Consider the following 24,143-nt stretch of genomic DNA (forward strand, 5'->3'; position numbering starts at 1 on the left):
CGATGATCATCGAAAAATTCAATCTCAAAGCCCAGGAGGCCATCGAAGCCGCCTGCCGTTTGGCGGTGGAAAAGGACCATGGCTATGTCACGCCCTGGCATCTGCTCCACACCCTCCTGGCCCCGCAGAACGGGCTGGCCCGGCAATATCTGGCCGAAGCCAAGCTGGATTTGGCCGCGCTGGGCGCGAAGGTCGATGCCCAACTCCTGGCCCAGCCCAAGGCGCTAAATAACGCCCAGCAAACGCCGGTCAACCGTGACCTGGAACGCTGGTTCATCCACGCCGAGCGGGCTTCCACCCAATTGGGCGATCAATACATCGGCATCAACCATGTGCTGCTCTCGGCCTGGGAATTGCCGGAATTGGCGGAAGCCCTGGCCCAAATCGGCGGCGACCGGGACAAGCTCAAAACCGCGCTGGCGCAAGCCCCCAAAGGCGGCTACCAAAGCGGCGAAGGCGGCGGCGAATTCGAGTACCTCGCCAAGTACGCCCACGACCTCACCCTGGCGGCACGGGAGGGCAAGCTCGATCCGGTGATAGGCCGCGATGAGGAAATCAAGCTGGCGATCCAGGTACTCTGCCGCAGGATCAAGAACAACCCCATCATCGTCGGCGAGCCGGGTGTGGGGAAAACCGCCATCGTCGAAGGACTGGCCCAGCGCATCGTGGCGGGCGACGTGCCCGCCGATTTGCGCGGGTGTTCGGTGTTGTCGGTGGACCTGGGATTGTTGGTGGCCGGGGCCAAATACCGTGGCGAATTCGAGGAGCGGTTCAAGCGCTTGCTCCAGGAAATCACCGACGCGGGCAATGTGCTGACCTTCATCGACGAAATCCACACCCTGGTCGGCGCGGGCAAGGCCGAGGGCTCGATGGACGCCGCCAACCTGCTGAAACCCGCCCTGGCCCGTGGCGAAATCCGCTGCATCGGAGCCACCACCCAAGAGGAATACCGCAAGCATTTCGAGAAGGACACCGCCCTCATCCGCCGTTTCCAGATGGTGAAGGTGGACGAGCCCGACGACGCCTCCACCTTGATGATCCTCCGGGGCATCAAGGAAAAATACGAGATGCACCACGGCATCCACATCAGCGAGGCGGCCCTGAACGCCGCCACGAGGTTCGCCCGCCGCTATATCGCCGACCGCTTCCTGCCCGACAAGGCCATCGACCTCATCGACCAGACCGCCGCCACCGCTCGTATCGGCCTCGCCGCCAAGCCCGCCGAATTGGAAGCCCTGGACCGGCGCGTGGTGGCCCTGGAAATCGAGTTGCAATCGCTGGCCCACGAAGCCGCCGAAGCCCGCAAGCAGCAATTGGCCGAGGAACTGGCCGAATTGAAGGCCCAAAGCGCCGAACTCACGGAGCGCTGGGAGCGGGAAAAACGCGCCATGGGCGAAATCCAGAACGCCCGCAAGGTGCTGGAAGAAGCCCGCCGCGAGATGGACATCAAAATCCGTGAAGAAGACTTCGTGCGGGTGGCGGAGCTACAGCACAAGATCATCCCGCAGGCTGAAAAGACCCTGGCCGAATACGCCGATATCGACCTGGACGCCGCTCAGGGTGCCCAGAAGAACGCCATCACCGAAGAGGATATCGCCGCCACCGTGGCCCGGCTGACCGGCATCCCGGTGGCGAAGATGCTGGATTCCGAGCAACAACGGCTGTTGAACCTGGAAAGCCATCTGCGCGAGCGGGTGGTGGGCCAGGAGGAAGCCGTGGCGGCGGTGTCGAAAGCCATCCGCCGGGCGCGGACCCAGGTGCAGGACGCCAACCGGCCCTTGGGTTCGTTCCTGATGCTGGGGCCGACCGGCGTCGGCAAGACCGAATTGGCCAAGACCCTGGCGCAGTTCCTGTTCGACGACGATGCCGCCATGGTCCGCATCGACATGAGCGAGTTCATGGAGAAACATTCGGTCTCGCGCCTGACCGGGGCACCGCCCGGCTATGTGGGCTACGAGGAAGGCGGGGTGTTGACCAACCGGGTGCGCACCAAGCCCTATAGCGTGGTGCTGTTCGACGAGGTCGAGAAGGCCCACCCGGACGTGTTCAACCTGTTCCTGCAAGTGCTGGACGAAGGCCGTTTGACCGATAGCCAGGGGCAGGTGGTGAATTTCGCCAATGCCTTGATCCTGCTGACCTCCAACCTGGGCTCCCAGCATATCGAGCCGGTGGAGACCGAGGAGGAACAGCGGGCCATGCAATCCCAGGTGATGGAAGCGGTGCGCGGCCATTTCCGGCCCGAATTCCTCAACCGGCTGGATGATATCCTGATCTTCCGCCAACTCACCTTGGAAACCATGCGCCCCATCGCCGATATCCAATTGCGCCGCCTCGCCCGCCGTTTGGAAGAGCGCAACATCCAACTCGACCTTAGCGAGGAAGCCGCCAACGCCCTGGCCGAATGGGGCTATAACCCGCTGTACGGTGCCCGTCCCTTGAAGCGGGTGATCCAGACCAAGTTGCAAGACCCGCTGGCCGAGTCGCTGCTACGGGGCGAAATCCGCGATGGACAGCGGGTGCGGATCGATCTGGCCGAGGGGGCTTTGGTGTTCACGGGACAGGAGGTCCAAGTCGTGGCCGAAGCCGGGGGCTAGGCATGGAGCGTGCTGAAAAAGCGGCGGCGGCATTGCCGGGGCTGTTGACCTGGCCGGAATGGCTGGGCCTGATCGTCGCGCTGGTTTTGGTGGGGGTGCTGGCTTTCCTGATCTGGCGGCGGCGCGGATCGGGCGCGGGGAAACCGCCCGCGGCGGCTCCGTCCGCTCCCCCGCTCGCCGCCAACCGGCTGCTGAAAATCTGGCGCAGCTTCGAATCCGGCATCCCTTTGCTGATGCGGCGGCAAGCCTTGGGCACGCCCTTGTACGTGGTGGTCGGCGAGGCCGGTTCCGGCAAAACCGCCATGATCGACCAGTACACCCATTGGCAGGGCCAGAGCTACCGCTTCCACCCCAGCGCCACCGACGATCCCCTGTTGCAAATCTATCTGGGGACCAAGGCGCTGGTGTTGGAAATATCGGCCTCGCTGCTCTACAACACCGGCGTCGGCGCTTACCGGGCCTTGCGCCGCTTGTGGAAGAACCTGCCCACCTCGCCCGAGGCCATCGCGGTCATCGACGCCCGCACCCTGCTGGAACCGCAACCTGAGCGCCTGCGATCATCGGCCCAGGCCCTATTCGGCAAGCTCGAAGTCTTCGGCGAACTGGAAGGCGAAGCCCTGCCGCTCACTCTGGCCCTGACCCACATGGACCAAGTCGAGGGCTATGCCGAGTTCTGCGCCTTCCTGGAAGAGAGTGGTATCCCCTTGCGGCTGGATTTCCCCGAGGGCGATGGACTGCGCAGGCTCGCGACCTGCCTGGAAGGCTTCGAGCCGCATTTGAGCCGCGCCCTCGCCACCCGTCCCGCCCAGGATTACCTCAAGATCGTCGGTTTCCTGAGTCGGACGCCGCGTTTGCTGGAAGCCCTGGCCGAATTCCTGCGCGTGGCCGGATTGGAACAGGGCGCGTTGCCCTGCCCGATCATGCGGCTGTGCCTGTTGTCCGAGCAAACCCACACCTTCGGCGGCCATCCCTTCCTGCCGCTGCCGGGCGATACCCCGCCGCCACCGCCGTTCAAGCTCGGCGGACATGCCAAGGCCGCGCTGGCCCTGGCCGCGTTGGGCATTTGCTATCTGGTGGGTAGTTACCGTTATCAACAGCGGGTGCTGTCGGATATCCTGGAAAGACTCGATACCGTCCGCATGACCCCGATAGAGCGGTATCCCGAGAAAATCAGCCCGATGTTCGTGGATTTCAGCGCGGACCTACGCAAGGATCCGCTGGTGGGATTGCCGAATTATTTTCCGAATATCAGCGATTATGCGCGGCTGCGCCTGATCCGGGATATACGGAAGTATTACCTATTCCCCCTGCTGAAAAGCTATCAGCTGGAACCCGACGCGCCTTTCAGAACCAACCGCATGTTGGCCCTGCTATACGCCACTCCCGAGAACAAAATCGGGGAAATGATCGCGACGCGCATGTTCAGCGATCCCTCCGGCGATATGATCCGGTATAAGACCTTGATCACGGATTATGTGGCGAATAATACCCATACCGAGGAATTGGATGATATCCTTAATAGCTTCGATTATGCCAAGTCCAAACAGGCCAGCGAGGACACCACCCAATGGCTGATCCTGTTCCGCGAGTTGCAACAAATCATTAAAAAACCCTATATCCGGCAAGCCGAATTAACCCAGGTCCAGCAACAATCCACCGAATTGCTGCAAATGGTCAACCGGGTGATGGTTTACCGCTATCAGCCGGAAATCGTGGAATGGCTGACACATCACACCGGGTTGCGGCAGGCCATCCATACCGAGTATTACAGCGAGACCCAACTGCGACAGGAAGGGATTTGGAAACTCCTGGAATTGCTCAAGCACCTGCGATTGGACGATGCCGAATCCTGCACGCCCAATATCCCCTTGAACGACTGTCTGGCCCAAGTCCAGGCCGTGGCCCAGGCCAAACCCGAAGCCGTGCCCACCGTCATGAACTTCACCCTGGACGGCGAATCCTTCGGTTTCGACAGCGGGCAATGGACCGATTTGATCGCCCGCAGCCGGGTCACCGCCATGCTGCGCAATATCGTCTACGGCCATAGGAGCCACGACGGCTGGGTGTTCTTCGAGGAACCCACGCCCTATCCCGATATCGAGATGAACCCTTCCAACGAAGGCGCGGTCCTGTTCGCGGGCAAGGGTCACATCGATGGACGCTTGACCGCCGACGCCTTCGCGCAACAGGTGAAACCCGCCGTGCTGGCCTTGGACACCGTGATCGCCAAATTGCCCATCGACGCGGAGGAGAAAAAGCACTTCGGCGATTTCGTGCTGAACAACCTGCGTACCTATGCCGACCGTTATGCCACCGCCTACGCCAATTATTTCCGCCAGTTCCAGGTGCATATCGATTCGCCCTGGGCGCTGAAATACGTCCTGAACCAGATACAGCAACCCAATTCGCCGCTATTGCAGGCCCTGGTGCAGATCAAGACCAACACCGCCCTGGATTTGTCCGGGTCCACGGCCTTCAAGGGTTTCGGCGAGCGGCTGGCGGCGTTTCGCTTCATCCAGCGCTTGATGCAGGAGCAGAACGGCACCTATCCCGAGTTCGCCAAATACCAATTGCTGATGCTGCAAATGCAGACCGACCTGGAATCCCAGGAGCCCTATGCGCCCAAGAAGTCCGACGAGGCGGGGGGATTCAAGAAGGCGCTGTCGCCGATGGGGCGCTTGGCCTGGGGCATCATGCTGAACGAGGAGAGTTCCTACCTGCGCCTGACCAAGGCTTGGCTGCAAAACGCCGGGATCACCGATTTCTGGCAGCAGCCCTTCCTGGCCCCGCCGCAGAAGGTCGGGGAATTCGGTTCCGCCGAGATCAAGCTGAGCATCGACGGCATTTGGAACGACCTGTGGAATTCCAACGTCCAGCCCATGTTGGCGAAATTCCCCTTCGCGCCCACTGCGGGCCGCGACCGGGAAGTCTCGGTGAACGAGTTGACCGGGATCATGCACCCCAAGCAAGGGTTGTTTTGGACCGGCTTCCGCGACTATCTCACGCCGCTGTGCCGTTATATGAACGGGGCTTGGGGCCAACGCAACGAGTTGATCGGCCTGTTGAACCTGCCGGAGGGCATGTTGGCGCGGCTGAACGCGGCCCAAGGTTTCAGCGCGATGCTGTGGGACGACCAAGGCAATCCCAAGCCCCTGCCCATCGCCGCCAAGGAGGAGCCCTTGCCCAGTTTCAACCGCGCCCTGATGCCCGACGCGCCCTTGGTGTCGCTGGGCTATCTCCGGGCGGGCGGTGCCTCGGTGCTGGCCTTCAACCAGCAGCCCGCGTGGCAGAAATTCCCGCTGGCTTGGTGGCAACCGCAACCGGCGGCGGTGGGATTGGAATTCCGCGCCGATAACGAGGCGGTCAGGACCTACGCCGATATGAGCGTGGCCGATGGCACCTGGAACTTCTTCAGGCTGCTGCAAAAGGGCCAGGCCACCGCCAACAACCGCTATGCCTGGGCGCTGTCCCATCCCGATTTCCCGCAGCCCAAGCTCACCCTGGAATACACTTTCCAGGCCGATCCTTGGTTGTTGTTCACCAGCCTCGCCGGAAGCTAAGACCATGCCTGTCCCGTCCCGCCGCTCCCCCGCGCTGCCCTTGTTGATCGCGGCCTGCCTCGGTGCCTGCGCCAGCGGTCCCGAGCCACCGCCGCCGATGGAGTTCGATTTCAAGACCGAGCCACAGGCCAACGATGGCCGTTTGTTCTATTTCATGGCGCGGGCGGTCAACGAAAAGCAGTTCATGATGGAGAGCTACCAGGATGTCGCCGCCAAGGCCTTCGCGGACCCGCCCGACCCTTCAGTGTTGGGGGTGTTTTCGGTGATCCCCGGTTCCAAACAGGAATTCACCGTGACCCAGCCCGCGCAGGGCACGGTGGCCTTGTATTTCCTGTTGACCCGTCCGGGCCAGCAGTGGAAGCGGCTGTTATCGCCGCCCTTGGACGACGATTACGATATCTCGATAGCGGCGGATAATCTGGTGAAGGTCGAGGAGGATTAGGTTCCGGCATGGTGGACCGCCGTCGCCGCCTCTCCCCGGCGGAAATAATCCCAGGCCATGAAATAGTGATGAATGGCGCGTTCCAGAGGACCCGCCATGGACGAACGCGCCGCCATCTTTGCCATGAACTCCCCGATTCGTAAGCCTCCAACCCTCCAACCCTCCCACATGGACGCCCTGGTTAAACCGCGACACCCTTGGGCCGAGGACGAGAAGGCGGGGTTGGAAGGGTTGTTGAGGAGGGGTAAAAGCGCGGCGCGGAAGCAGGCGCGGGCCCGGATACTGCTGAAGGCGGCGGAGGGCTGGCGGGACGAGGAGATGGCGCGTGCGGTGGGGGTTTCGACGGCGATGGTGGCGAGGACGCGGCAACGGTGCGTGGAGGAGGGGTTGGAGGCGGCCCTGAGCGAGCGGCCCCGTCCCGGCCAGAAGCCGAAGCTGACGGAGCGGTAGGCGGCCCACATCATCGCCATCGCTTGCAGCGACGCGCCGGACGGGCACGACCACTGGACCTTGAGACTGCTGGCGGGCCGAGTGGTGGAATTGGAGTACGCCGACTCGTGCAGCCACGAGGCGATCCGGCAACTTTTAAAAAAACACCCTCAAGCCCTGGCAGCACGAGGAGTGGTGCATTCCCAAGGTCGGCGCGGAGTTCGTGGCGGCGATGGAAGACGTGCTGGACCTGTATGAGGAGCCCTACGATCCCGCCCGGCCCGTGGTCTGCTGCGACGAAAGCCCCCGGCAACTCGTGGCCGAGGTGCGCGAGCCGGTCCCGGCGGGGCCGGGCCAACCCGCCCGCCACGATGTGGAATACCCGCGCAAGGGCGTGCGCGACCTCACGATGATTTGCGAACCCAAGCGGGGTTTCCGGGAGGTCATGGTCACGGCCCGGCGGACCAAGGTCGATTTCGCCCGCTGCATGAAGCGCGTGGTGGAGCTTTATCCCGACGCCGAGGTGGTGCGGGTCGTCGTGGACAACCTCAACACCCACACCGCAGGCTCCCTCTACGAGGCCTTCCCTCCCGAGCAGGCCCGCGCCCTCGCCCGGAAACTGGAATTCCATTACACCCCCAAGCACGGGAGTTGGCTCAATATCGCCGCGATTGAACTCGCCGTCCTCGCCAACGGCTGCCTGTCCCGGCGCATTCCGGACGAGGACACCCTGCGCTGGAAGATCGGGGCCAACGTGACGGAGCGCAACGCCAAGGCCAAGCCGGTCAACTGGCGCTTCACCGCCCAGGACGCCAGGCGCAAATTGGCCAGGCTTTATCCGGCTGTTTCAGGATGACTGGCCACTAGGCTTGGCAGGGTCGGCGGCGGCCTGGTGGAGGATGGACATACTGGGGCTGGGCCCCGCGTTCGGGGGCGGAGGCGGGCCGTTGATCGTTCCGCGATTCCCTACGGCCTAGGCTGGCTACTAGAATGTCACCGTCCTTGGGGCGCGGCCAGCCCGGCTTACACTTTGCCCCAAGACCCTGGTGGTTTGGACCGGGTGTTTCCGTGCCGCCCGACCCAGGGTGGGGCCGATCCGGCCAATCCGCCCATAATTTCCGAAGCCGGTAGTAAAAAAACATTTTTGGAGAAAACAGCACATGACCCATGCACCGAATGGCATCCGTTCCCGCGCCGCCGCGCCTCTGCTGGCGCTGGGCCTGTTAGCCCTGAGCGCTTGCTCCACGGTCCAGCAGGCCAAGCTCAAGGAGGATGGCCTGGCCTGCGGCTTCCTGGGCAGCGTCTGCACCAAGCTCACCCCCGGCGGCAAGGACCAAGCGTCGCTGCGCTATATCAACCCGGCGGTGAAATGGACCCAATACAGCAAGATCATGGTCGCGCCCGTCACCCTATGGGGCGGCGATATCACCAAGGTGTCCGGGTCCGATCAGCAGATGCTGGTGGACTTCTTCCATCAGCAACTGGTGCAGGAATTGGGCAAGAAGTTCCAAGTGGTCGATAAGCCGGGTCCGGGCGTGTTGAAGCTGGACGTGGCCTTGTCCGACGCCGAGGCCGCGACCCCAGGACTCCGCAGCGTGTCCATGATTATTCCCCAGGCCCATATGATCAGTAACCTTAAGTATCTGGCGACCGGCTCCTTCCCTTTCGTGGGCGGGGCGCAGGGCGGGGCCAAGCTGAGCGACGCCCAGTCCGGCGAGGTGCTGGGGGCGTGGGTGGACCGCCAGATCGGCGGCGGTAGTTTTACCACCGGCTTCCAATGGCAATGGGGCGATGCCGAGAACGCCATCACCGAATGGTCTAAAACGATGGCGGAGAAGCTGTCGTCCTGGACCTCCGGCGCGGTCACGCCGTAATCCCTTTTCCCCGGCGGGGTCCGGCCAGTCCAGGCCGGACCCCGGCATCGTCTACCCTTTGGGAGCATCAGCATGGAAAACACCGAATGGAGCGGATCGCGGCGGGCCGGGCGCTTGCCGGCGTGGTTGGCGCTGGCGGGTTTGGGCTTGGCGCTGGCCGGTTGCGTGACCGACACTGAATTCCTGGCCCAGAATTCCTCGGCGGCCCTGCGTGCCGCCGAGGCGCGGGGCGGTTTCGAGCTGGACTGCGGCGGCGTCCAGTCCAGGGTGCTGAGCCAGAAGGTCGTCCAGGGCGTCCAGGGCGGCTATGGTTGGCGCGGCGCGGGGGCTTGGGCCGGGCCTTGGACCGAATATACCGTCGGTGTCAGCGGTTGCGGCAAACGGGCCGTATACATGGTCGTGTGCCGCGACGAGAGCGCCTGCAACGCCTTTTCCCAGACGGCCCGGGTGATCGATTAACCCAGTCGGCGGGGCGGCGGTTTCCGCGCCCCGGTCATCATTTTTTCCTAGGAGGTAAGCCAATATGAGCGGATATAGATACGGCCTGGTCTTGGGTCTGGCGGCGGCGACCCTGTCCGCTCCGGCGGGGGCGTGGGTGGGCTACCACGGCGGCGGCGAGGGTGCGGCGGCGGGAGCGCGGGGCGCGGCGAGTTGGAGCAATGGTTCGGGACAGGCGGAAGGGCGCTACGGCGGTTCGGCCTCTTGGAACCATGGCTCCGGCAGCGCGACCGGCGCTTATGGCGGCAGCGCGTCCTGGGATCGCGGCGAGGGCGGCACGGCCACCACGGCACGGGGCGGCACCGCTTCCTGGAGCGGCCACGATTCCGGCAGCGTCAACACGGCGCAGGGAGGGTCGGCCTCCTGGAACCAGGGCACCGGCAGCGCCGAAAACCGCTATGGCGGCTCGGCCTCCTGGAACCATAACACCGCCATCGCCACCACGGCCTATGGTAATTCGGCGAGCTGGAACCGGGGTTATCCACCGCCCCCGCCGCCGGCCTACCATCCGCCGGAGACCGCCTATTACCATTCGACCACGGTTTATGCCGCACCGCCGCCCCCGGCGTATTACCATCCGCCGGTGGCGGTCTATGGCGGCGGTGGCTGCTGCTATGGCTGCTGCAATTCCAATGGCGAGGCGGTGGCTGCGGGCGTCGCCGGGTTGGCGGTCGGGGCCATGGTGGGCGCGGCGGCGACCAAGTCGTCGCAGCCCGCCACCACCAACACCACCGTGGTGGTGCAGCAATCGGCGGAACCCATGCCGGTCGGCACCCGCGTCACCAGCCTGCCCGGCGGTTGCGTCAACACCATGGTGGGCAGCGCCGAGTACTACCATTGCGGCGCGACCTGGTATAAGCCTTATTTCGGCGGCTCCGGCGTGTACTACCAAGTGGTCATGGCCCCTTGAACCGCCCAACCTGAATGACAACACCACTCATGGAGGATCGATCATGCGAGAACACCACACCCGCCGCGCCTTATGCCTGCCCGGCTTCCTGGCGCTGACCTTGTTCGGTTGCGCCCACGGCCCCAAGCCGCCCGCCGCCCCGGCGCAGCCATCCCCTCCCGCCGCTGCGGCCCCCGCGCCCCAAGCGGGCGGCACCCAGCCCGCCCCGGTGATAGAGCAACGGGCCTTGGACCTGCTCAAGCAAATGAGCCAAACCCTGGCTTCCGCCAAGTCCTACACCTATAGCTCGCGCAGCGCCATGGAAGTGCCGGGCAAGACCGGGCAATATCTGACCTTTTTCTCCCGCGCCGACGTGGCCTTGGAGCGTCCCGACAAACTGCGGGCCAGGATCGGCGGCGATATTCCCAGTTTCCAGATCGTCTACGACGGCAAGCAGGTCGCGGCCTACGATCCCGACAAGAACCTCTACGCCACCGCGCCCGCGCCCGCCACCCTCGACGACACCCTGAAAATGCTGATGGACCAATCCGGCGTTTATTTTCCCTCGTCCGATGTGATGGTCAGCGATCCCTACGCCACGATGACCCAGGGATTGCAAAGCGCCTTCGTGGTCGGCACCAGCGCGGTGGACGGTTTGCCCTGCGAGCATCTGGCCTTCATGGCGCCGGGCATCCACTGGGAAATCTGGATCGAGACCGGGAAACACCCCTTGCCCCGGCGCTTGGCGGCGACCTACACCGATGCGGCCAATTTCCCGAGGTTCCAGGTCGAGTTCGCGGATTGGAATTTGAAACCCAGGCTGGCCCCCGGCGCGTTCGTTTTCAAACCCCCGGCGGGTGCCAAGCGGATCGAATTCGCCAGCGAGAAGGGCGCGATCCTCAAACAACTGGAAGGCGGCGGAGGCGCTCCCCAACCCTGAGCCGGCGGGTATCCCAGGGCGCGGGCGGGTGGGCACGCCGCGCCCGGCCCATCCTGATTTCTAAACCAAGATCATCGAGAGGAGGAATTTCCATGGCGAATCCCTTAGCCATCCCGCTCCGGCGCATCCTGGCCTTGCTGGCTGTGGCCGCGGCGGTCCAGGCCGAACCCATCGTCTATCCGGCCAAGGGCCAGAGCGCCGCCCAGACCGCCGCCGACAAATCCGAATGCCAAGGCTGGGCCACCCAACAAACCGGCGTCAATCCCGCCGCCCAGGCGCAAGCCCCGGCCCCGGCCCAAAGCCCGCAGGGTGGCTTGCTGCGGGGCGGTGCCAAGGGCGCGGCGGCGGGGGCCGCCATCGGGGCCGTCGCGGGCGATGCCGGCAAGGGCGCGGCCATCGGCGCGGTGGCGGGCGGCATGGGCGGGGCCATGCGCCGCCACGGCCAGCAGCAGCAACAACAAGCCCAGGCCCAGCAGGCCCAGGCCCAATCCCAGGCCCAATCCCAGGCCATGGCTAATTTCGACCGGGCCTATAGCGCCTGCCTGAAAGGGCGCGGATACTCGGTCGAATAACGGCGCTCGTCCCTGGCGTCGGGCCACCCGGTCCGGCCGTCCAGTCTCCGCGAAGCCGTCCCGTCTTACCTTCCCAATCACAAACGACAGTCCCACCTCCCCTTTACAATTCCCGGAGAACCATCATGGGCGAACCCAAAGAAGCGATACACGGCGGCGCGGAACCGGCGGCCAAAGGTATTTCCCTGCAAATGTGGCTATTACTGGCGATTCCCATCGCGCTGGTGTTGCGCTGGACCGACGCCAGCCCGATCCTGGTGTTCCTGGTCTCCCTGGTCGCGATCTACCCCCTGGCCGAGATCATGGCCGAGGCCACCGAAGCCCTTGCCGTCACCTTGGGACCGACCGTCGGCGGCCTGCTGAACGCCTCGCTCAATAACGCCCCGGAAATCATCATCGCCATGTTCGCGCTCAAGAACGGGCTGGGCGATGTGGTGAAGGCGTCGATCACCGGTTCGATCCTGGTGGAACTGTTGTTCGGCTTGGGGCTGGCGATGATGTTGGGCGGGCTCAGGCACGGCACCCAGCGCTTCAACGAGGAGGCCATCCAGATCAACGCCGGTTTGTTGACCTTGTGCAGCTTCGGGCTGGTGATTCCCGCCGTGTTCCATCTGTCTTCGCCCAAGGCCGAGGAGGAATTGAGCTGGGAGATTTCCGCCATCTTGTTGCTGATCTACGCCATCAACCTGGGGGCGACCCTGCTGTTCAAGAAGAAGGACGAGGAACCGGCCGGTGCGGTGGCCCAGACCGTGCCGGAGGAAAACGGCGAAGCCGCGCCGGGATGGTCGCAGGGTAAGGCCACCGCCATCCTGGTCGCCGCCACCCTGGTCCTGGCGGTGATGAGCGAGGTGGTGACCGACGCCCTCGAACCCACCAGCAAGCAACTCGGGCTGTCCGATGTGTTCAGCGGCATCATCCTGCTGGCCGGGGCGGGCGGCATCGGCGAGATCATCAGCGCCACCCGCTTCGCCCGCAGCAACAAGATGGACCTCGCCATCGAGGCTTCGGTGGGGTCGAGCATCCAGATGATTTTGCTGGCGGTGCCGTTGCTGGTGTTCGCCGCACCCTTGCTGGGGACCGAGATGAACCTGTTGTTCACGCCGTTCGAGATCGTTTCCATCGTGCTGACCACGGTGGTGATCCGTAATATCGTCACCGATGGGCGCTCGACCTGGATGGAGGGGCTGATGTTGCTGGCGGTCTATATCATGCTGGGCATCGGATTCTATTATCTGCCCGCCGATGCCGGTGCCGGCGGTTTGGGCTGATCCACGGCACGGACCCGCCGCCCGCCACCCACGAAAAAAGCCGGACGGCAATCACCGCCCGGCTTTTTCTTGGCCCAGGTTCCGGGGCCGGGCTCAGGAGCCGCCGGTTTCCGCCGGACAAGCCGCGCCTTCCGCCGGTTCCGCTTCCGCCGGGACCAATTCATAGCGGGCGTAATACTGCAACAACGCTTCCTTCTCCCCGTTCTCGGCGAAACCCTGGTGATGCGGGGGTTCCGCATAGCCCTTGCGTAGTTTCTGGCGGATCGGGCACCACATCTTCTCGGTTTCCGCCGCGATTTTCTGGGCGTAGCGCAGGACGCCGTTGGCGTAGCTGCAATAGTGGCAATTGAACCGGTCCATGAAGTTCAGCGATTCGTAGCCCTGGCGCGGGATACTAACGAACCGCCGACGTTCCACCTGGGCCAGCCCATAAATGGGGAAACACAGGTATTGGTACAGGCTCACCACGGCGTCGAGCAGGGCGATGGGCACGATCAAGGCGTAGATGAACGCCATGGTCACGACCAGCTTCAACAGGCCGAGGATGGGGAAGCCGGGGTTCTTGCGCGGGTCGAGCCGGTAGCTTTGGTATTCTCCGATCATGGTTTTACTTCTTCTCAAGGTTGGGGGGTGGGGACGAACTCGGCTTCCGTGCCCAGCCGCTTGAGCGATTCGGTGGAATCGAGCAGGCAGCGCAACGGGGTTTCCTCGTTGTAGATGATGCCGTGGCGTTCGCAGAAGCTGCGGGTGATGGCCGCCACCTCCGGCAGCTTGTGCCAGGAAATGCCCGGCCATAGATGATGCTCGGTCTGGTAGGCCAGCAGTCCCCAGAACCAGCGCCCGAACGGCCCGGAGACATTGCGCGAGGTGTAGGTTTGCAAGGTCAGCCGGTCCACCGGGAATTCGCCCGATACGGTGGGCAGACCGACATGGTTCAGCGCGAACACGATGCCGATGACGAAGCCCGCCGCCAAGTATTTGTAGAGCAGCAGCAGCAGGCCGATCCACACCGGCTGGGCCAGGAACAGGGTGAAATTATTGGCGAGATAGCCCAGCGCCAACAGGCCCAGCACCAGCGCCCGGTTGCTCTGCACCTGGAACGGACGGCCCTTGAACTCCTGCTTGAGCAGGAACACCACGCTCTCGTAGGCCAGGCCGAACACCAGCAGCGACAAGGCCATCCAGTACAGGATGTGCTGGCTCTTGGCGATGCCGCGCTGTAGGGGGGTGTCGGCCACGCGCTTTTGATGTTCGCCCAGGATGAAGGGCGGGGTTTCGATGTCGGGGTCGCCGTCGCCGTTGCGGGCGACATTGGTGAGGCGGTGGTGCAGGGTGTGTTTGCGGTCCCAGAATTCCTGGCTCAGGCCGAGCAGGAAGGCCCACACGAATTCGCCCAGATAGCGCTTGTAGCGGGCGTCGTTGGAGACCGCGCCATGGGCGAGGTCGTGGGCGATGAAGCCCAGCCGCAACATGTACACGGCGTCGATGCTGACCCAGAGCAGGCACAGCCAGGGATTGGGCGTCACCGCCAGCAGGTAGAGCATGGCGACATGGACGGTGACATACCAGGCCAGGCGCCGCAGATAAAACAGCGGTTGGCGGGAAAAGCTGTCGATGGGTTTCAGGAGTTCGGTGAGTTCGAGGAATAGGGGCGTGCGGTCGGTTCTAAGATAATCCTCGCTGGCGGAGTGGATCATAGCGTCTCCTCTGGGGGTTGTTTTTTATCGTGTGGCGGGACGTCCGTATTTTATAGGGCGGTCAAGGCGGTTTAGAACAGGCTTTAAGCCGGGGTGGCGGGGGTTTTATCGGGGTATTCGCACAGGTCGGCGATGGGGCACTGTGGGCATTTGGGTTTGCGGGCCACGCAGGTATAGCGCCCGTGCAGGATCAGCAGATGATGGGCGTCCTTGAGGAAGGCCGTGGGCGTGGTGTGTTCCAAGCCGCGCTCCACAGCCAGGACGTTCTTGCCGGGGGCCAGCCCGGTGCGGTTGGCAACCCGGAAGATATGGGTATCGACCGCGATGGTATGGGCACCGAAGGCGGTGTTGAGGATCACATTGGCGGTCTTGCGTCCCACGCCGGGGAGGGCTTCCAGCGCTTCGCGGGTGCGCGGCACCGCGCCGCCGTGCTGTTCCAGCAGGAGGCGGCAGAGGGCGATGATATTCCTGCCCTTGCTGTTGTAAAGGCCGATGGTCTTGATGTATTCGCGCAGACCTTCTTCCCCCAATGCCAGGATGGCCGCGGGCGTATTGGCGACCGGGAACAACTGGGCCGTGGCCTTGTTGACGCCTTTGTCGGTGGCCTGGGCCGACAGCACCACCGCGATCAATAGCTCGAACGGCGTGGAATATCGCAGTTCCGTGGTGGGTTCGGGGATGGCGGCGGCGAGGCGCTGGAAGATTGCTAGGCGTTGTTCGGCGTTCATGCTTCGTCGGGGCTGGGGCGGGTGATTTGGAATTGCGGGCCGGTTTGGGCGGCGGTTTGGCGGCGGCGGGCACGGGCATCCACTAGGTTTCTCACGGCGACCAACAGTCCTAAACCGATGAACGCGCCGGGCGGCAGCACTGCCAACAGGCAGCCGCCGTAATCCTCGAACACCGGCACGGCCCAATCCCGCGCCGCCGCCCCGAACAGCAGATCGGCCCGGTTCAACACGCGGCCCGTGCCGACGACTTCCCGCACCGCCCCGAGCGCCACCAGCGCCAAGGTGAACCCCAGCCCCATCGCCCAGCCATCCAGGCAGGCCCGGTCCACCGGCTGCTTGGAAGCGTAGGCTTCGGCCCGGCCTATGATCGCGCAATTGGTCACGATCAGCGGGATGAAGATGCCGAGTATCCGGTGCAACTCATGGAAATAGGCGTTCATCGCCAAATCGATGACGGTGACGATGGAGGCGATGATGAGGACGAACAGCGGCAGGCGGATTTCGCGGGCGATGAACCGGCGCAGCAGCGAAATCGAAGTATTGGAGAGGACCAGGGCGGCGGTGGTGGCGAGTCCCAGCCCCAGGCTGTTGACCACCGAATTGCTTACCGCCAGCAAAGGGCAGAGGCCGAGCAAGGCGACCAGGGCTTGATTATTGCGCCATAGGCCGTGGTGGAGGATATCGCGGTAGGTGTGCCAGCGGTTCATGTCATTCTCCCTGGGTGGCGTCGAATAGCCGCGCCCGGTTCCGTCCGAAAAATACCAAACTCCGCCGCACCGCGTTCACCACGGCCCTGGGCGTGATCGTGGCCCCGGTGAACTGGTCGAAAGCGCCGCCGTCGCGTTTCACCTTCCAGCGCGGTTCCGGCGGGTCGGTCAGCGAGCGGCCCGTGAAGCCCAGTATCCAATCCGATTTGTCGGCGTCGATGGGATCGCCCAGGCCGGGCGTTTCCCGGTGCGCGACCACCCGCACACCCGCCAGCACGCCATCCGCCCGTATCGCCACCAATAGCTTGATCGCGCCGTTGTAGCCGTCCGCTGCCGTGGGTGACAACACCAGCGCCACCGGCTGGCTGTGTTGGCGGGCGCGGTAGACCGTCACGGCTTGCCGGGGGTCCAGCGCAGTATCCTCTACGGTCAGGGTGTCGGCCAGGATATCGTTGTCGAAACTGGCGGGCGGCACCAGGATTTCCAAAGCTTGCAACAAGGCGGCGCGTTCGTTGGCGGCGATGCGGTCCTGGGTGTGGTCGTGGACCCAGGCCACGAGGCCCAGCCCGGATATTGAAAACACCCCCAGCAAGGCGGCGGCGTAGAGCGGTTGGGGAAGCGTCATGTGCCGTAGACCCTGGGCCGGGTGTAGTGGTCGAGCGTGGGCGCGGCGAGGTTCATCAACAGGACCGCGAAGGCCACGCCGTCGGGATAGCCGCCATAGGCGCGGATGACGAACACCAGCGCTCCGGCCCCGACCCCGTGAATCCAGCGGCCTTGGGGGGTGGTGGCGACGGTCACGGGGTCGGTGGCGATGAAGAAGGCACCGAGCATGGTCGCCCCGCCGAACAGATGGAACAGCGGCGTCGGCGTGCCCGCCGGTTCCCACAGGAACCACGCCAGGGCGCAACCCGACAAGGCTCCCAGGAAACCCACGGGAATCCGCCAATCGATCAGCTTCCGTCCCAGCAGCCACAGCCCGCCGAGCAGGAAACCCCAATTCGCCCAGGCCCAGCCCGTGCCCAGGCTTGGTGGGATGGCCGACGGGTTTTTCAGGGCGTCGAGCGGGGTCGCCAGGGCCAGGGCGTCGAGCGGGGTCGCCAGGGCCAGGGCGTCGAAGTTCAAGCCTTCCGGCAGTTCCCGGAGGAAGATGGCGTTCCAGGTCTCGGCGAAACCGAGCGGCGTGGCATTCCAATCCACGGGCGGCAGCCAAGCCGTCATCGGCTTGGGAAACGAGATCAACAGCACCGCATAGCCCACCATCGCCGGATTGAACGGGTTATAGCCCAGCCCGCCATAAAGCTGTTTGCCGACCAGGATGGCGAACGCCGCCCCGAACACCGCCAGCCAAGCCGGTGCCAGCGGCGGCAAGGACACCGCCAGCAAGACCGCTGTCAGTGCCGCGCTGCCGTCCGCCAGCGTCGCGGCGATGGGCCTATCGCGCAGGCGCAGGGCGGCGGCTTCGGCCAGCAGCGCGGCGCACAGCGCGATGAGGCACTGAATCAACACACCGGGGCCGAATTGAAAGACCAGCGCGGCCAGCCCCGGCGACAAGGCCAGCAGCACTTCGGCCATGATTCGGGGGGTGTGGCGGGCCGGGGCGAGATAGGGTGGTGTGGGGGTGGCGAAGCGCATGGTTGGTATTTTACGGTTCGGAGGCTTCGGTGTCGGCGGGATGGGGTATCGCCGGGGTGGGCGCTTTGTCGGCCCGTTTCTGCTTGGCCCGCGCCAAGGCGTCCTTCACCGCCGCCGCCTTGTCCAGATTGGCCTTGCGGCGCTGGGCCGCTGCCGCCCGTTCCCGCTGTTCCTCCGCCTTGCGGGCCGCGCGGGCTTCGTAGCGCTGGCGGGCGTGGTCGGCGTGTTCGCGCTCGCGTTGCTGGGCGGCGGCTTGGCCCTTGGCGGCACGGAAATGCTGGACCAGCGGAATCCGGCTGGGACAGGCCACATCGCAGCAACCGCATTCGATGCAGGCGGACAACTGGTAATCGGCGGCGCGTTCGAGTTGCCCCGAGCGGCTGTACCAATACAACTGCTGTGGCAGCAGGTGGACCGGGCAGACTTCGGCGCAGGCACCGCAGCGGATGCAGGGCAGGGCGCGGGTTTCGGCCAGGAATTCGCCCCGGCCCGCGACCAGGACGCAATTGGCCGATTTGACGAGGGGCAGGTCGTCGCGGGGCAAGGCGTGGCCCATCATCGGCCCGCCCAGGATCAGGCGTTCGGCGGCTTCGGTGTAGCCGCCCGCTTGTGCAATCAAATCGGCGATGGGCGTGCCGATCCGCGCCAGGAAGTTGCCGGGTTGCCGCACGCCTTGCCCAGTCACGGTGACGATGCGTTCGATCAAGGGTTGGCCGTGGACGATGGCCCGGTAGACGGCGGCGGCGGTGCCCACGTTGAGGCAGGCCACGCCGATATCGGCGGGCAGGCCGCGGTGCGGAACTTCCCGGCCCGTCAACACCTGGATCAATTGCTTCTCGCCGCCGGTGGGATAGAGCGTCGGCACCGGCACGAGGTCGATAGCGCTGGTGGTTTGAGCCAAACGCAGGGCGGCGAGGGCTTCCGGCCTTTCGTTCTCGACCGCCAGCAAGACCCGCCCGGCCCCCAGGATGTGGCGGAGGATTCCGCCTCCGGCCAGGACCGCGGCGGCGTGGTGGCGCAGCAGGCTGTCGTCGCAGGTGATATAGGGTTCGCACTCGGCCCCGTTGAGGATCAGCGTGTCGATGGGGCGGGTGCCCGGCGCGATTTTGCGGGCGGTGGGGAAGGCCGCGCCGCCCAGGCCCACGATGCCCGCTTCGTGGATCAAGCGCCGGAGAGCTGCGGGCGGATGTTGGCGGAAATCTGCGAGGCCGGTATGGGCCAGGGCTTCGTCTTCGCCATCGGTCTCGATCACGAGGCAAAGATCGGACAGGCCGGAAGGATGCGGCAGCGGTAGCGTTTCGATGGCCGCGACGATACCGGAACTCGCGGCATGGAGCGGTGGTTGCTGGTCCAGCGGGTCGCGGGCGACGACCTGGCCTTTCAGCACGCGTTCGCCCATGCCGACCAGGGGTTGGGCCAGCACGCCGCCGCGCTGCGGCAAGGGATAGATCAAACGGGCAGGGATGGCGGCGCTTTGCAGCGGCAGCCGGGTGGATTCCTGTTTATGCCCGTCCAAGCGCAGGCCGCCGTGGAAATTCCAGAGTTTCATCGCGGTGGGGGACTCCGCCAATCGGCCAGGGTGGCGGGGACCGGCACCATGTGGATGCAATCCACCGGACAGGGGGCCACGCACAATTCGCAACCGGTGCATTCCTGGGCGATGACCGTGTGCATGTATTTGGCCGCGCCCAGGATGGCATCGACCGGGCAGGCTTGGAGGCACAGGGTGCAGCCGATGCAGATATTTTCGTCGATGACGGCGACCGCCTTGGGTTTCGCCACGCCGTGGGTGGCGCTCAGGGGTTTGGGTTCGACGCCGAGTAGATCGGCCAAAGCTTGCACGCCATCGTCGCCGCCGGGCGGGCATTGGTTGATATCGGCTTCGCCCTGGGCGATGGCGCGGGCATAGGGACGGCAGCCGGGAAAACCGCATTGGCCGCACTGGGTTTGCGGCAGCAGGGCGTCGATTTTCTTGACCAGGGGATCGCCCTCGACTTTGAAACGCCGGGCCGAATAGCCCAGCAACCCGCCGAGTCCGGCGAACAACAGGCAAATCGCGAGGACGGCCAGCATCGCGCCCTCAACCCTTGACCAGGCCCGCGAAGCCCATGAAGGCCAGGGAGAATAAACCGGCGGTGACCAGGGCGATGGCGCTGCCCCGGAACGGCTCGGGCACGTCGGCCACCTCCACCCGTTCCCGCACGGCGGCGAACAGCACCAGAACCAGGGTAAAACCCAAGGCCGCGCCGAAGCCATAGAGGAAGGATTCGACGAAGCCGTGCCGCTGCTGCGCGTTCAACAGGGCCACGCCCAGCACCGCGCAATTGGTGGTGATGAGCGGCAGGAAAATCCCCAAGACCTGATACAGCAGCGGGCTGGTTTTATGGACCACTTGTTCGGTGAATTGCACCACCACGGCGATGACCACGATGAAAACGAGGGTACGGAGGTATTCGAGTCCCAAGGGTTCCAGCAAATAGGTATCAACCAGATAGCTGCTGACCGCCGATAAGGTCAGCACGAAAGTGGTGGCGAGGCCCATGCCCAGCGCGGTTTCCTGTTTTTTCGACACGCCCATGAAGGGGCATAGCCCCAGGAATTTGACCAACACGAAATTGTTGACGAGGCTGGTGCCGAGCAGGATGAGCAGATAGTCCTTCATGGCGTGGCTGGGTATGGGTGGGTCGGGGATTGTAGGGGAAAGCGGGTCAGGGCTGGAACCGCCGCGCATCGACCGCGATGCTGGTGCTAGCCGACAGCCGCCGCGCTTCCCAGTGCCGCACCGCCCATTCCAGGATTTCCGCCGCCGCCGCTCCGGCCAATCCGGCGGGCGGTGCTTGCTTCAACAGGCCGAGCAGGTGGAACAGCAAGCGTCCGGGTTCGGCGGTGGCGGCGGCCGGGGCGAAGTTCTGTTTGCTGAGCTTCTGGCCGGTGTGGGCGTCCACCAGGATGGGGATGTGGGCGTAGGTCTTAGCCGGGAGTCCCAACAGCCGTTCCAGATGGATTTGCCGGGGCGTGGAATCCATCAGGTCGATGCCGCGCAGGACTTCGGTGATGCCTTGTGCGGCATCGTCCAGGACCGTGGCGAGGTGGTAGGCGTAGACCCGGTCGCGCCGGTACAGGATGAAATCGCCGACCTCGGTTTCCAGGTGTTGGGCGATGCGGCCTTGCAGGGCGTCGGCGAAGGCCAGGATTCCGCCCTGGACCCGCACCCGCAGGGCGTGGGCGGCGGGCGGCGGCGGGCCGATCCTGGCCCGGCAGAAACCGGGATAGACCCCCGCCGCGTAGGCCGCCAATGCCTTGCGGGAACAGGTGCAGGCGTAGACCCGGCCCGCTGCGCGGAGCCGGTCCAGGGCGGCGGCGTAGGCGTCGAGGCGCTGGCTTTGGTAGAGGACGCTCCCGTCCCAATGCAGCCCCAGTGCGTCGAGGCTGCGCTGGATGTGGTCCGCCGCGCCGGGCACGCAGCGGGGCGGGTCGAGGTCGTCGATGCGGAGGAACCACGCACCGCCACGCGAGCGGGCTGCAAGGAAACCGGCCAGGGCCGTGTAGAGCGAACCGAGATGTAAGGGGCCGGTGGGCGAGGGCGCGAAACGGCCCCGGTACTCGGGAAAACGGGTGGGAGGGGAGGGGATGGATTCCCGCAAGGCGCGTGATTCCGGGATGAAGGTTTAGCCGATTTGTTTTTCGCGGAGTTCGTCCAGGGTTTTGCAATCGATGCATTGGGTGGCGGTGGGGCGGGCTTCGAGACGGCGCAGGCCGATTTCGATGCCGCAGGTTTCGCAATAGCCGTAGTCGCCGCGTTCCAGGTTTTCCAACGACTCCTCGATCTTCTTGATGAGCTTGCGTTCGCGGTCGCGGGTTCTAAGCTCAAGGCTGAATTCCGATTCCTGGGTGGCGCGGTCGTTGGGGTCTGGGAAATTGGCCGCTTCGTCCTGCATATGGGAGACGGTGCGGTCCACCTCGCGCATCAGTTCTTTTTTCCAATTTTGTAGAATGCGGCGGAAATGCTCGACTTGCGGCTCGTTCATGTATTCTTCGCCTTCCACCAGGGGGTAGGGCTGGAAGCTGAAAGGCGTCGCTTGGGATTCGGTTTTTTTGGCGCTGGACATCCACTGAACTCCTAAAACCAGGTTCAAAAAACCGAATATTACTAGCAGGAAATACGGTAAGGGGCAATAGCAAGTCCCGCTTTTTACCACCGTCCCGGTCTTGCCTTACTTGTCGAGGAATCGCCCGCCGATGCAGATCGCCCGCCGCACGTCCGATATCCGCCCTTTCCATGTAATGGAAATCCTGGCCCGCGCCCAGGCGCTGGAGCGCGAAGGCCGCGACGTGGTCCACATGGAGGTCGGAGAACCGGACTTCCCGACCCCGCCCTGGGTGGTGGAAGCCGCCCTGGCGGCTATCCAGGGCGGCGGCGTGAAATACACCCCCGCCGCCGGCCTGCCCGAGTTGCGCGAGGCCATCGCCGCTTATTACGGACAGCGCTACGGGGTGCGGGTCGAACCGCGGCGGGTGTTCGTGACGCCGGGAGCTTCGGGGGGATTTTTGCTGGCGCTGGGCTTGTCGGTGGAACCGGGGGCCGGGGTCGCCCTGGCCGATCCGGGGTATCCGTGCTACGCGAATTTCGTCCGCTTGTTCGATGGCGTGCCCCATCTGGTTCCGGTCGATGCCGCCGACCGTTTCCATTTGAGCTGGGAGCGGGTGTCCCATTATTGGGGCGGCGGGATGCGCGGGGTGGTGGTCGCCTCGCCCGCCAATCCCACCGGCACCTTGATCGAGCCTGGGGTATTGCGGGAGTTGATCGGATTCGTCCAGGAGCGCGGCGGTTTCGTGGTTTCCGACGAGATTTACCACGGGCTGGAATATGGCGCGGCTTCCCCTACGGCCCTGGAATTTTCCGACGAGGTTTGCGTCGTCAATAGTTTTTCCAAATATTTCGGCATGACCGGCTGGCGGGTGGGTTGGGTGGTGGTGCCGGAGGGTTTGGTCGCTGCCGCCGAGCGCTTGGCGCAGAATATTTTCATCTCCACCGCCATGCCGTCCCAGGTCGCGGCCTTGGCGGCTTTCGCCGAGGAAAATATCCGGGAATTGGAACGCAGGCGCGGCTTGTTCCGGGAGCGGCGCGATTTCCTGTGGGCGGGTTTGCAGGAACTGGGTTTCGGGATACCGGCCCGGCCCGAGGGCGCGTTCTATATCTATGCCGATTGTGGTCCGTTCTCGCGGGATAGCCAGGACTTCGCCCGCTCGCTGTTGGAGGAAACCGGGGTTGCGCTGACGCCGGGCTTGGATTTCGGCAAACACCGGCCCGAAGGTTTCGTCCGCCTTTGCTATACCGCCCCGCTGGCCCGTTTGGCGGAGGGTTTGGCGCGTATCGGCGGGTTTGTGCGGGGCGGTCCGGGTGGGTAATCATCGAGAAAGAGGCGAGCTATGCTAGAATCGCCGGCTCAAGGGGGGTGGTCATCCCGCAAGTATTCGCCAGAATCCGCGCTGCAATCGACGCGGAAACCGCCGGTTGGGCCGACCGCTTCGATAACCCGTGATCGCCCGCAATCCTCTCTTCCCGCGTGGGCGGGAACCTCTTGTTTATCCTATAGGGAATTCCGCCGATCCATACCGGCCCCGACCCGCCGTGGATGGCGGGTGCCCGGAGCCAGCCGTATTATCCAAGCCAATCGGGAGTGAACGATGCCGCTAACAAGACCTCGAACCTACGCCTTCCTCGTGGTCTGCCTGTTTTTACTCGGCGGGTGCGAAACCGCTCCCCTGGCACCCAATGTGGAGCCGCCCACCGAATACACCTATATCATCGGGCCGGGCGATAACATCGAGATGTTCGTCTGGGGCAATCCCGAGGTGTCGCGCTCGGTGCCGGTCAGGCCGGATGGCAAGATCAGCGCCCCCCTGGTAGAGGAATTGCCCGCTTCCGGCAAGACCCCGTTCCAACTGGCCCGCGATATCGAGCGGGAACTTGGCAAATATATCCGCAATCCCCTGGTCAGCGTGATCGTTTCCGGCTTCGTCGGCCCTTATAGCGAACAGGTGCGGGTGGTCGGCCAGGCCGCCAAGCCCCAGGCCGTGCCCTACAAGGAAAACATGTCCCTGCTCGACCTGATGATCCTGGTCGGGGGCATGACCGAATACGCCGCCGGCAACCGCTCCACCATCGTCCGCACCGTGAACGGCGTGCAGCAGCAATTCCGGGTCCGGGTGGACGACCTCCTCGACAACGGCGATATCTCCGCCAACGTGAACGTCCTGCCGGGCGACGTCCTCATCATCCCCGAAGCTTATTTCTAGTCCCCGTCCG

General features: G+C 64.4%; 22 protein-coding genes and 1 pseudogene. 12 read left to right on the forward strand and 11 right to left on the reverse strand.

Features of this window, described 5'->3' with window-relative positions; genetic code table 11:
- Positions 1 to 2 precede the first annotated feature (2 nt).
- From B9N93_RS07460 to cax, 10 genes and pseudogenes are all read left to right on the forward strand, one after another.
- A complete protein-coding gene (locus tag B9N93_RS07460) occupies positions 3 to 2,594 on the forward strand; it encodes an ATP-dependent Clp protease ATP-binding subunit (RefSeq protein WP_085212327.1) in 2,592 nt (863 codons plus the stop codon).
- A 2-nt stretch (positions 2,595 to 2,596) separates the two neighbouring features.
- Positions 2,597 to 6,154: a type VI secretion IcmF C-terminal domain-containing protein gene (locus B9N93_RS07465; protein WP_085212329.1), complete on the forward strand. Its 3,558-nt coding sequence runs from the start codon at positions 2,597 to 2,599 to the stop codon at positions 6,152 to 6,154.
- A gap of 4 nt (positions 6,155 to 6,158) precedes the next feature.
- Complete coding sequence (locus tag B9N93_RS07470; RefSeq protein WP_085212331.1) at positions 6,159 to 6,596, forward strand: hypothetical protein; 438 nt, start codon at positions 6,159 to 6,161, stop codon at positions 6,594 to 6,596.
- 168 nt (positions 6,597 to 6,764) lie between these two features.
- Positions 6,765 to 7,881 (forward strand): annotated as a pseudogene (locus B9N93_RS07475) (IS630 family transposase).
- 304 nt (positions 7,882 to 8,185) lie between these two features.
- On the forward strand, positions 8,186 to 8,899 hold the full coding sequence (locus B9N93_RS07480) for a DUF3313 domain-containing protein (RefSeq protein WP_085212333.1): 714 nt from the start codon (positions 8,186 to 8,188) through the stop codon (positions 8,897 to 8,899).
- Positions 8,900 to 8,971: 72 nt separating this feature from the next.
- Positions 8,972 to 9,358, forward strand: coding sequence for a hypothetical protein (locus tag B9N93_RS07485; protein ID WP_085212335.1), 387 nt, complete (start codon positions 8,972 to 8,974; stop codon positions 9,356 to 9,358).
- A 64-nt stretch (positions 9,359 to 9,422) separates the two neighbouring features.
- On the forward strand, positions 9,423 to 10,307 hold the full coding sequence (locus tag B9N93_RS25410; RefSeq protein ID WP_176225180.1) for a hypothetical protein: 885 nt from the start codon (positions 9,423 to 9,425) through the stop codon (positions 10,305 to 10,307).
- Between the two features lie 43 nt (positions 10,308 to 10,350).
- Positions 10,351 to 11,226: a DUF2092 domain-containing protein gene (locus B9N93_RS25415; RefSeq protein ID WP_176225181.1), complete on the forward strand. Its 876-nt coding sequence runs from the start codon at positions 10,351 to 10,353 to the stop codon at positions 11,224 to 11,226.
- A 92-nt stretch (positions 11,227 to 11,318) separates the two neighbouring features.
- A complete protein-coding gene (locus B9N93_RS25420; RefSeq protein ID WP_085212340.1) occupies positions 11,319 to 11,798 on the forward strand; it encodes a glycine zipper domain-containing protein in 480 nt (159 codons plus the stop codon).
- A 125-nt stretch (positions 11,799 to 11,923) separates the two neighbouring features.
- Positions 11,924 to 13,066 carry a calcium/proton exchanger gene (cax, locus tag B9N93_RS07500; protein ID WP_085212342.1) on the forward strand — a complete coding sequence of 381 codons (1,143 nt, stop codon included), beginning with the start codon at positions 11,924 to 11,926 and terminating at the stop codon, positions 13,064 to 13,066.
- A 93-nt stretch (positions 13,067 to 13,159) separates the two neighbouring features.
- Here the strand turns inward: cax and B9N93_RS07505 are convergent, their stop codons facing one another.
- The 11 genes from B9N93_RS07505 to dksA form a co-directional block, all read right to left on the reverse strand.
- Positions 13,160 to 13,669, reverse strand: a complete 510-nt coding sequence (locus B9N93_RS07505) for a hypothetical protein (RefSeq protein ID WP_085212344.1) — start codon at positions 13,667 to 13,669, stop codon at positions 13,160 to 13,162.
- Between the two features lie 14 nt (positions 13,670 to 13,683).
- A complete protein-coding gene (locus tag B9N93_RS07510; RefSeq protein ID WP_085212346.1) occupies positions 13,684 to 14,763 on the reverse strand; it encodes a fatty acid desaturase family protein in 1,080 nt (359 codons plus the stop codon).
- An 83-nt stretch (positions 14,764 to 14,846) separates the two neighbouring features.
- Complete coding sequence (gene nth / locus B9N93_RS07515) at positions 14,847 to 15,491, reverse strand: endonuclease III (protein ID WP_085212348.1); 645 nt, start codon at positions 15,489 to 15,491, stop codon at positions 14,847 to 14,849.
- A complete protein-coding gene (locus tag B9N93_RS07520) occupies positions 15,488 to 16,198 on the reverse strand; it encodes an electron transport complex subunit E (protein ID WP_085212350.1) in 711 nt (236 codons plus the stop codon). The genes nth and B9N93_RS07520 overlap by 4 nt, the downstream gene beginning before the upstream one ends.
- Before the next feature lies 1 nt (position 16,199).
- Entirely contained in the window at positions 16,200 to 16,823 is a 624-nt protein-coding gene (gene rsxG, locus B9N93_RS07525) for an electron transport complex subunit RsxG (protein WP_085212353.1), read from the reverse strand.
- Positions 16,820 to 17,833, reverse strand: coding sequence for an RnfABCDGE type electron transport complex subunit D (locus B9N93_RS07530; RefSeq protein WP_085212355.1), 1,014 nt, complete (start codon positions 17,831 to 17,833; stop codon positions 16,820 to 16,822). The genes rsxG and B9N93_RS07530 overlap by 4 nt, the downstream gene beginning before the upstream one ends.
- 10 nt (positions 17,834 to 17,843) lie before the next feature.
- A complete protein-coding gene (gene rsxC, locus B9N93_RS07535; RefSeq protein WP_085212357.1) occupies positions 17,844 to 19,382 on the reverse strand; it encodes an electron transport complex subunit RsxC in 1,539 nt (512 codons plus the stop codon).
- On the reverse strand, positions 19,379 to 19,906 hold the full coding sequence (rsxB, locus tag B9N93_RS07540) for an electron transport complex subunit RsxB (protein ID WP_085212359.1): 528 nt from the start codon (positions 19,904 to 19,906) through the stop codon (positions 19,379 to 19,381). Before rsxB ends, rsxC begins: the two co-directional genes overlap by 4 nt.
- 7 nt (positions 19,907 to 19,913) lie before the next feature.
- Positions 19,914 to 20,495 (reverse strand): electron transport complex subunit RsxA, encoded by a 582-nt coding sequence (gene rsxA / locus B9N93_RS07545; RefSeq protein WP_085212361.1) that lies wholly within the window; start codon positions 20,493 to 20,495, stop codon positions 19,914 to 19,916.
- A 46-nt stretch (positions 20,496 to 20,541) separates the two neighbouring features.
- Positions 20,542 to 21,477, reverse strand: a complete 936-nt coding sequence (gene gluQRS, locus B9N93_RS07550; protein ID WP_254899353.1) for a tRNA glutamyl-Q(34) synthetase GluQRS — start codon at positions 21,475 to 21,477, stop codon at positions 20,542 to 20,544.
- Between the two features lie 24 nt (positions 21,478 to 21,501).
- A complete protein-coding gene (dksA, locus tag B9N93_RS07555) occupies positions 21,502 to 21,942 on the reverse strand; it encodes an RNA polymerase-binding protein DksA (RefSeq protein WP_085212362.1) in 441 nt (146 codons plus the stop codon).
- Positions 21,943 to 22,072: 130 nt separating this feature from the next.
- On the opposite strand from dksA, the gene B9N93_RS07560 reads away from it, so the two are divergent.
- On the forward strand, positions 22,073 to 23,242 hold the full coding sequence (locus B9N93_RS07560; RefSeq protein ID WP_085212364.1) for an aminotransferase class I/II-fold pyridoxal phosphate-dependent enzyme: 1,170 nt from the start codon (positions 22,073 to 22,075) through the stop codon (positions 23,240 to 23,242).
- A gap of 279 nt (positions 23,243 to 23,521) precedes the next feature.
- Positions 23,522 to 24,133 (forward strand): XrtA/PEP-CTERM system exopolysaccharide export protein, encoded by a 612-nt coding sequence (locus B9N93_RS07565; protein ID WP_085212365.1) that lies wholly within the window; start codon positions 23,522 to 23,524, stop codon positions 24,131 to 24,133.
- Positions 24,134 to 24,143 lie beyond the last annotated feature (10 nt).

This window comes from Methylomagnum ishizawai, assembly GCF_900155475.1.
In the GTDB taxonomy this organism is placed as follows: domain Bacteria; phylum Pseudomonadota; class Gammaproteobacteria; order Methylococcales; family Methylococcaceae; genus Methylomagnum; species Methylomagnum ishizawai_A.

What these genes read in the sequence shown, in the direction of transcription:
- B9N93_RS07460 (WP_085212327.1), top strand. Translation starts at nt 3, where the DNA reads ATGATCATCGAAAAATTCAATCTCAAAGCCCAGGAGGCCATCGAAGCC.
- B9N93_RS07465 (WP_085212329.1), top strand. Translation starts at nt 2,597, where the DNA reads ATGGAGCGTGCTGAAAAAGCGGCGGCGGCATTGCCGGGGCTGTTGACC.
- B9N93_RS07470 (WP_085212331.1), top strand. Translation starts at nt 6,159, where the DNA reads ATGCCTGTCCCGTCCCGCCGCTCCCCCGCGCTGCCCTTGTTGATCGCG.
- B9N93_RS07480 (WP_085212333.1), top strand. Translation starts at nt 8,186, where the DNA reads ATGACCCATGCACCGAATGGCATCCGTTCCCGCGCCGCCGCGCCTCTG.
- B9N93_RS07485 (WP_085212335.1), top strand. Translation starts at nt 8,972, where the DNA reads ATGGAAAACACCGAATGGAGCGGATCGCGGCGGGCCGGGCGCTTGCCG.
- B9N93_RS25410 (WP_176225180.1), top strand. Translation starts at nt 9,423, where the DNA reads ATGAGCGGATATAGATACGGCCTGGTCTTGGGTCTGGCGGCGGCGACC.
- B9N93_RS25415 (WP_176225181.1), top strand. Translation starts at nt 10,351, where the DNA reads ATGCGAGAACACCACACCCGCCGCGCCTTATGCCTGCCCGGCTTCCTG.
- B9N93_RS25420 (WP_085212340.1), top strand. Translation starts at nt 11,319, where the DNA reads ATGGCGAATCCCTTAGCCATCCCGCTCCGGCGCATCCTGGCCTTGCTG.
- cax (WP_085212342.1), top strand. Translation starts at nt 11,924, where the DNA reads ATGGGCGAACCCAAAGAAGCGATACACGGCGGCGCGGAACCGGCGGCC.
- B9N93_RS07505 (WP_085212344.1), bottom strand. Translation starts at nt 13,669, where the DNA reads ATGATCGGAGAATACCAAAGCTACCGGCTCGACCCGCGCAAGAACCCC.
- B9N93_RS07510 (WP_085212346.1), bottom strand. Translation starts at nt 14,763, where the DNA reads ATGATCCACTCCGCCAGCGAGGATTATCTTAGAACCGACCGCACGCCC.
- nth (WP_085212348.1), bottom strand. Translation starts at nt 15,491, where the DNA reads ATGAACGCCGAACAACGCCTAGCAATCTTCCAGCGCCTCGCCGCCGCC.
- B9N93_RS07520 (WP_085212350.1), bottom strand. Translation starts at nt 16,198, where the DNA reads ATGAACCGCTGGCACACCTACCGCGATATCCTCCACCACGGCCTATGG.
- rsxG (WP_085212353.1), bottom strand. Translation starts at nt 16,823, where the DNA reads ATGACGCTTCCCCAACCGCTCTACGCCGCCGCCTTGCTGGGGGTGTTT.
- B9N93_RS07530 (WP_085212355.1), bottom strand. Translation starts at nt 17,833, where the DNA reads ATGCGCTTCGCCACCCCCACACCACCCTATCTCGCCCCGGCCCGCCAC.
- rsxC (WP_085212357.1), bottom strand. Translation starts at nt 19,382, where the DNA reads ATGAAACTCTGGAATTTCCACGGCGGCCTGCGCTTGGACGGGCATAAA.
- rsxB (WP_085212359.1), bottom strand. Translation starts at nt 19,906, where the DNA reads ATGCTGGCCGTCCTCGCGATTTGCCTGTTGTTCGCCGGACTCGGCGGG.
- rsxA (WP_085212361.1), bottom strand. Translation starts at nt 20,495, where the DNA reads ATGAAGGACTATCTGCTCATCCTGCTCGGCACCAGCCTCGTCAACAAT.
- dksA (WP_085212362.1), bottom strand. Translation starts at nt 21,942, where the DNA reads ATGTCCAGCGCCAAAAAAACCGAATCCCAAGCGACGCCTTTCAGCTTC.
- B9N93_RS07560 (WP_085212364.1), top strand. Translation starts at nt 22,073, where the DNA reads ATGCAGATCGCCCGCCGCACGTCCGATATCCGCCCTTTCCATGTAATG.
- B9N93_RS07565 (WP_085212365.1), top strand. Translation starts at nt 23,522, where the DNA reads ATGCCGCTAACAAGACCTCGAACCTACGCCTTCCTCGTGGTCTGCCTG.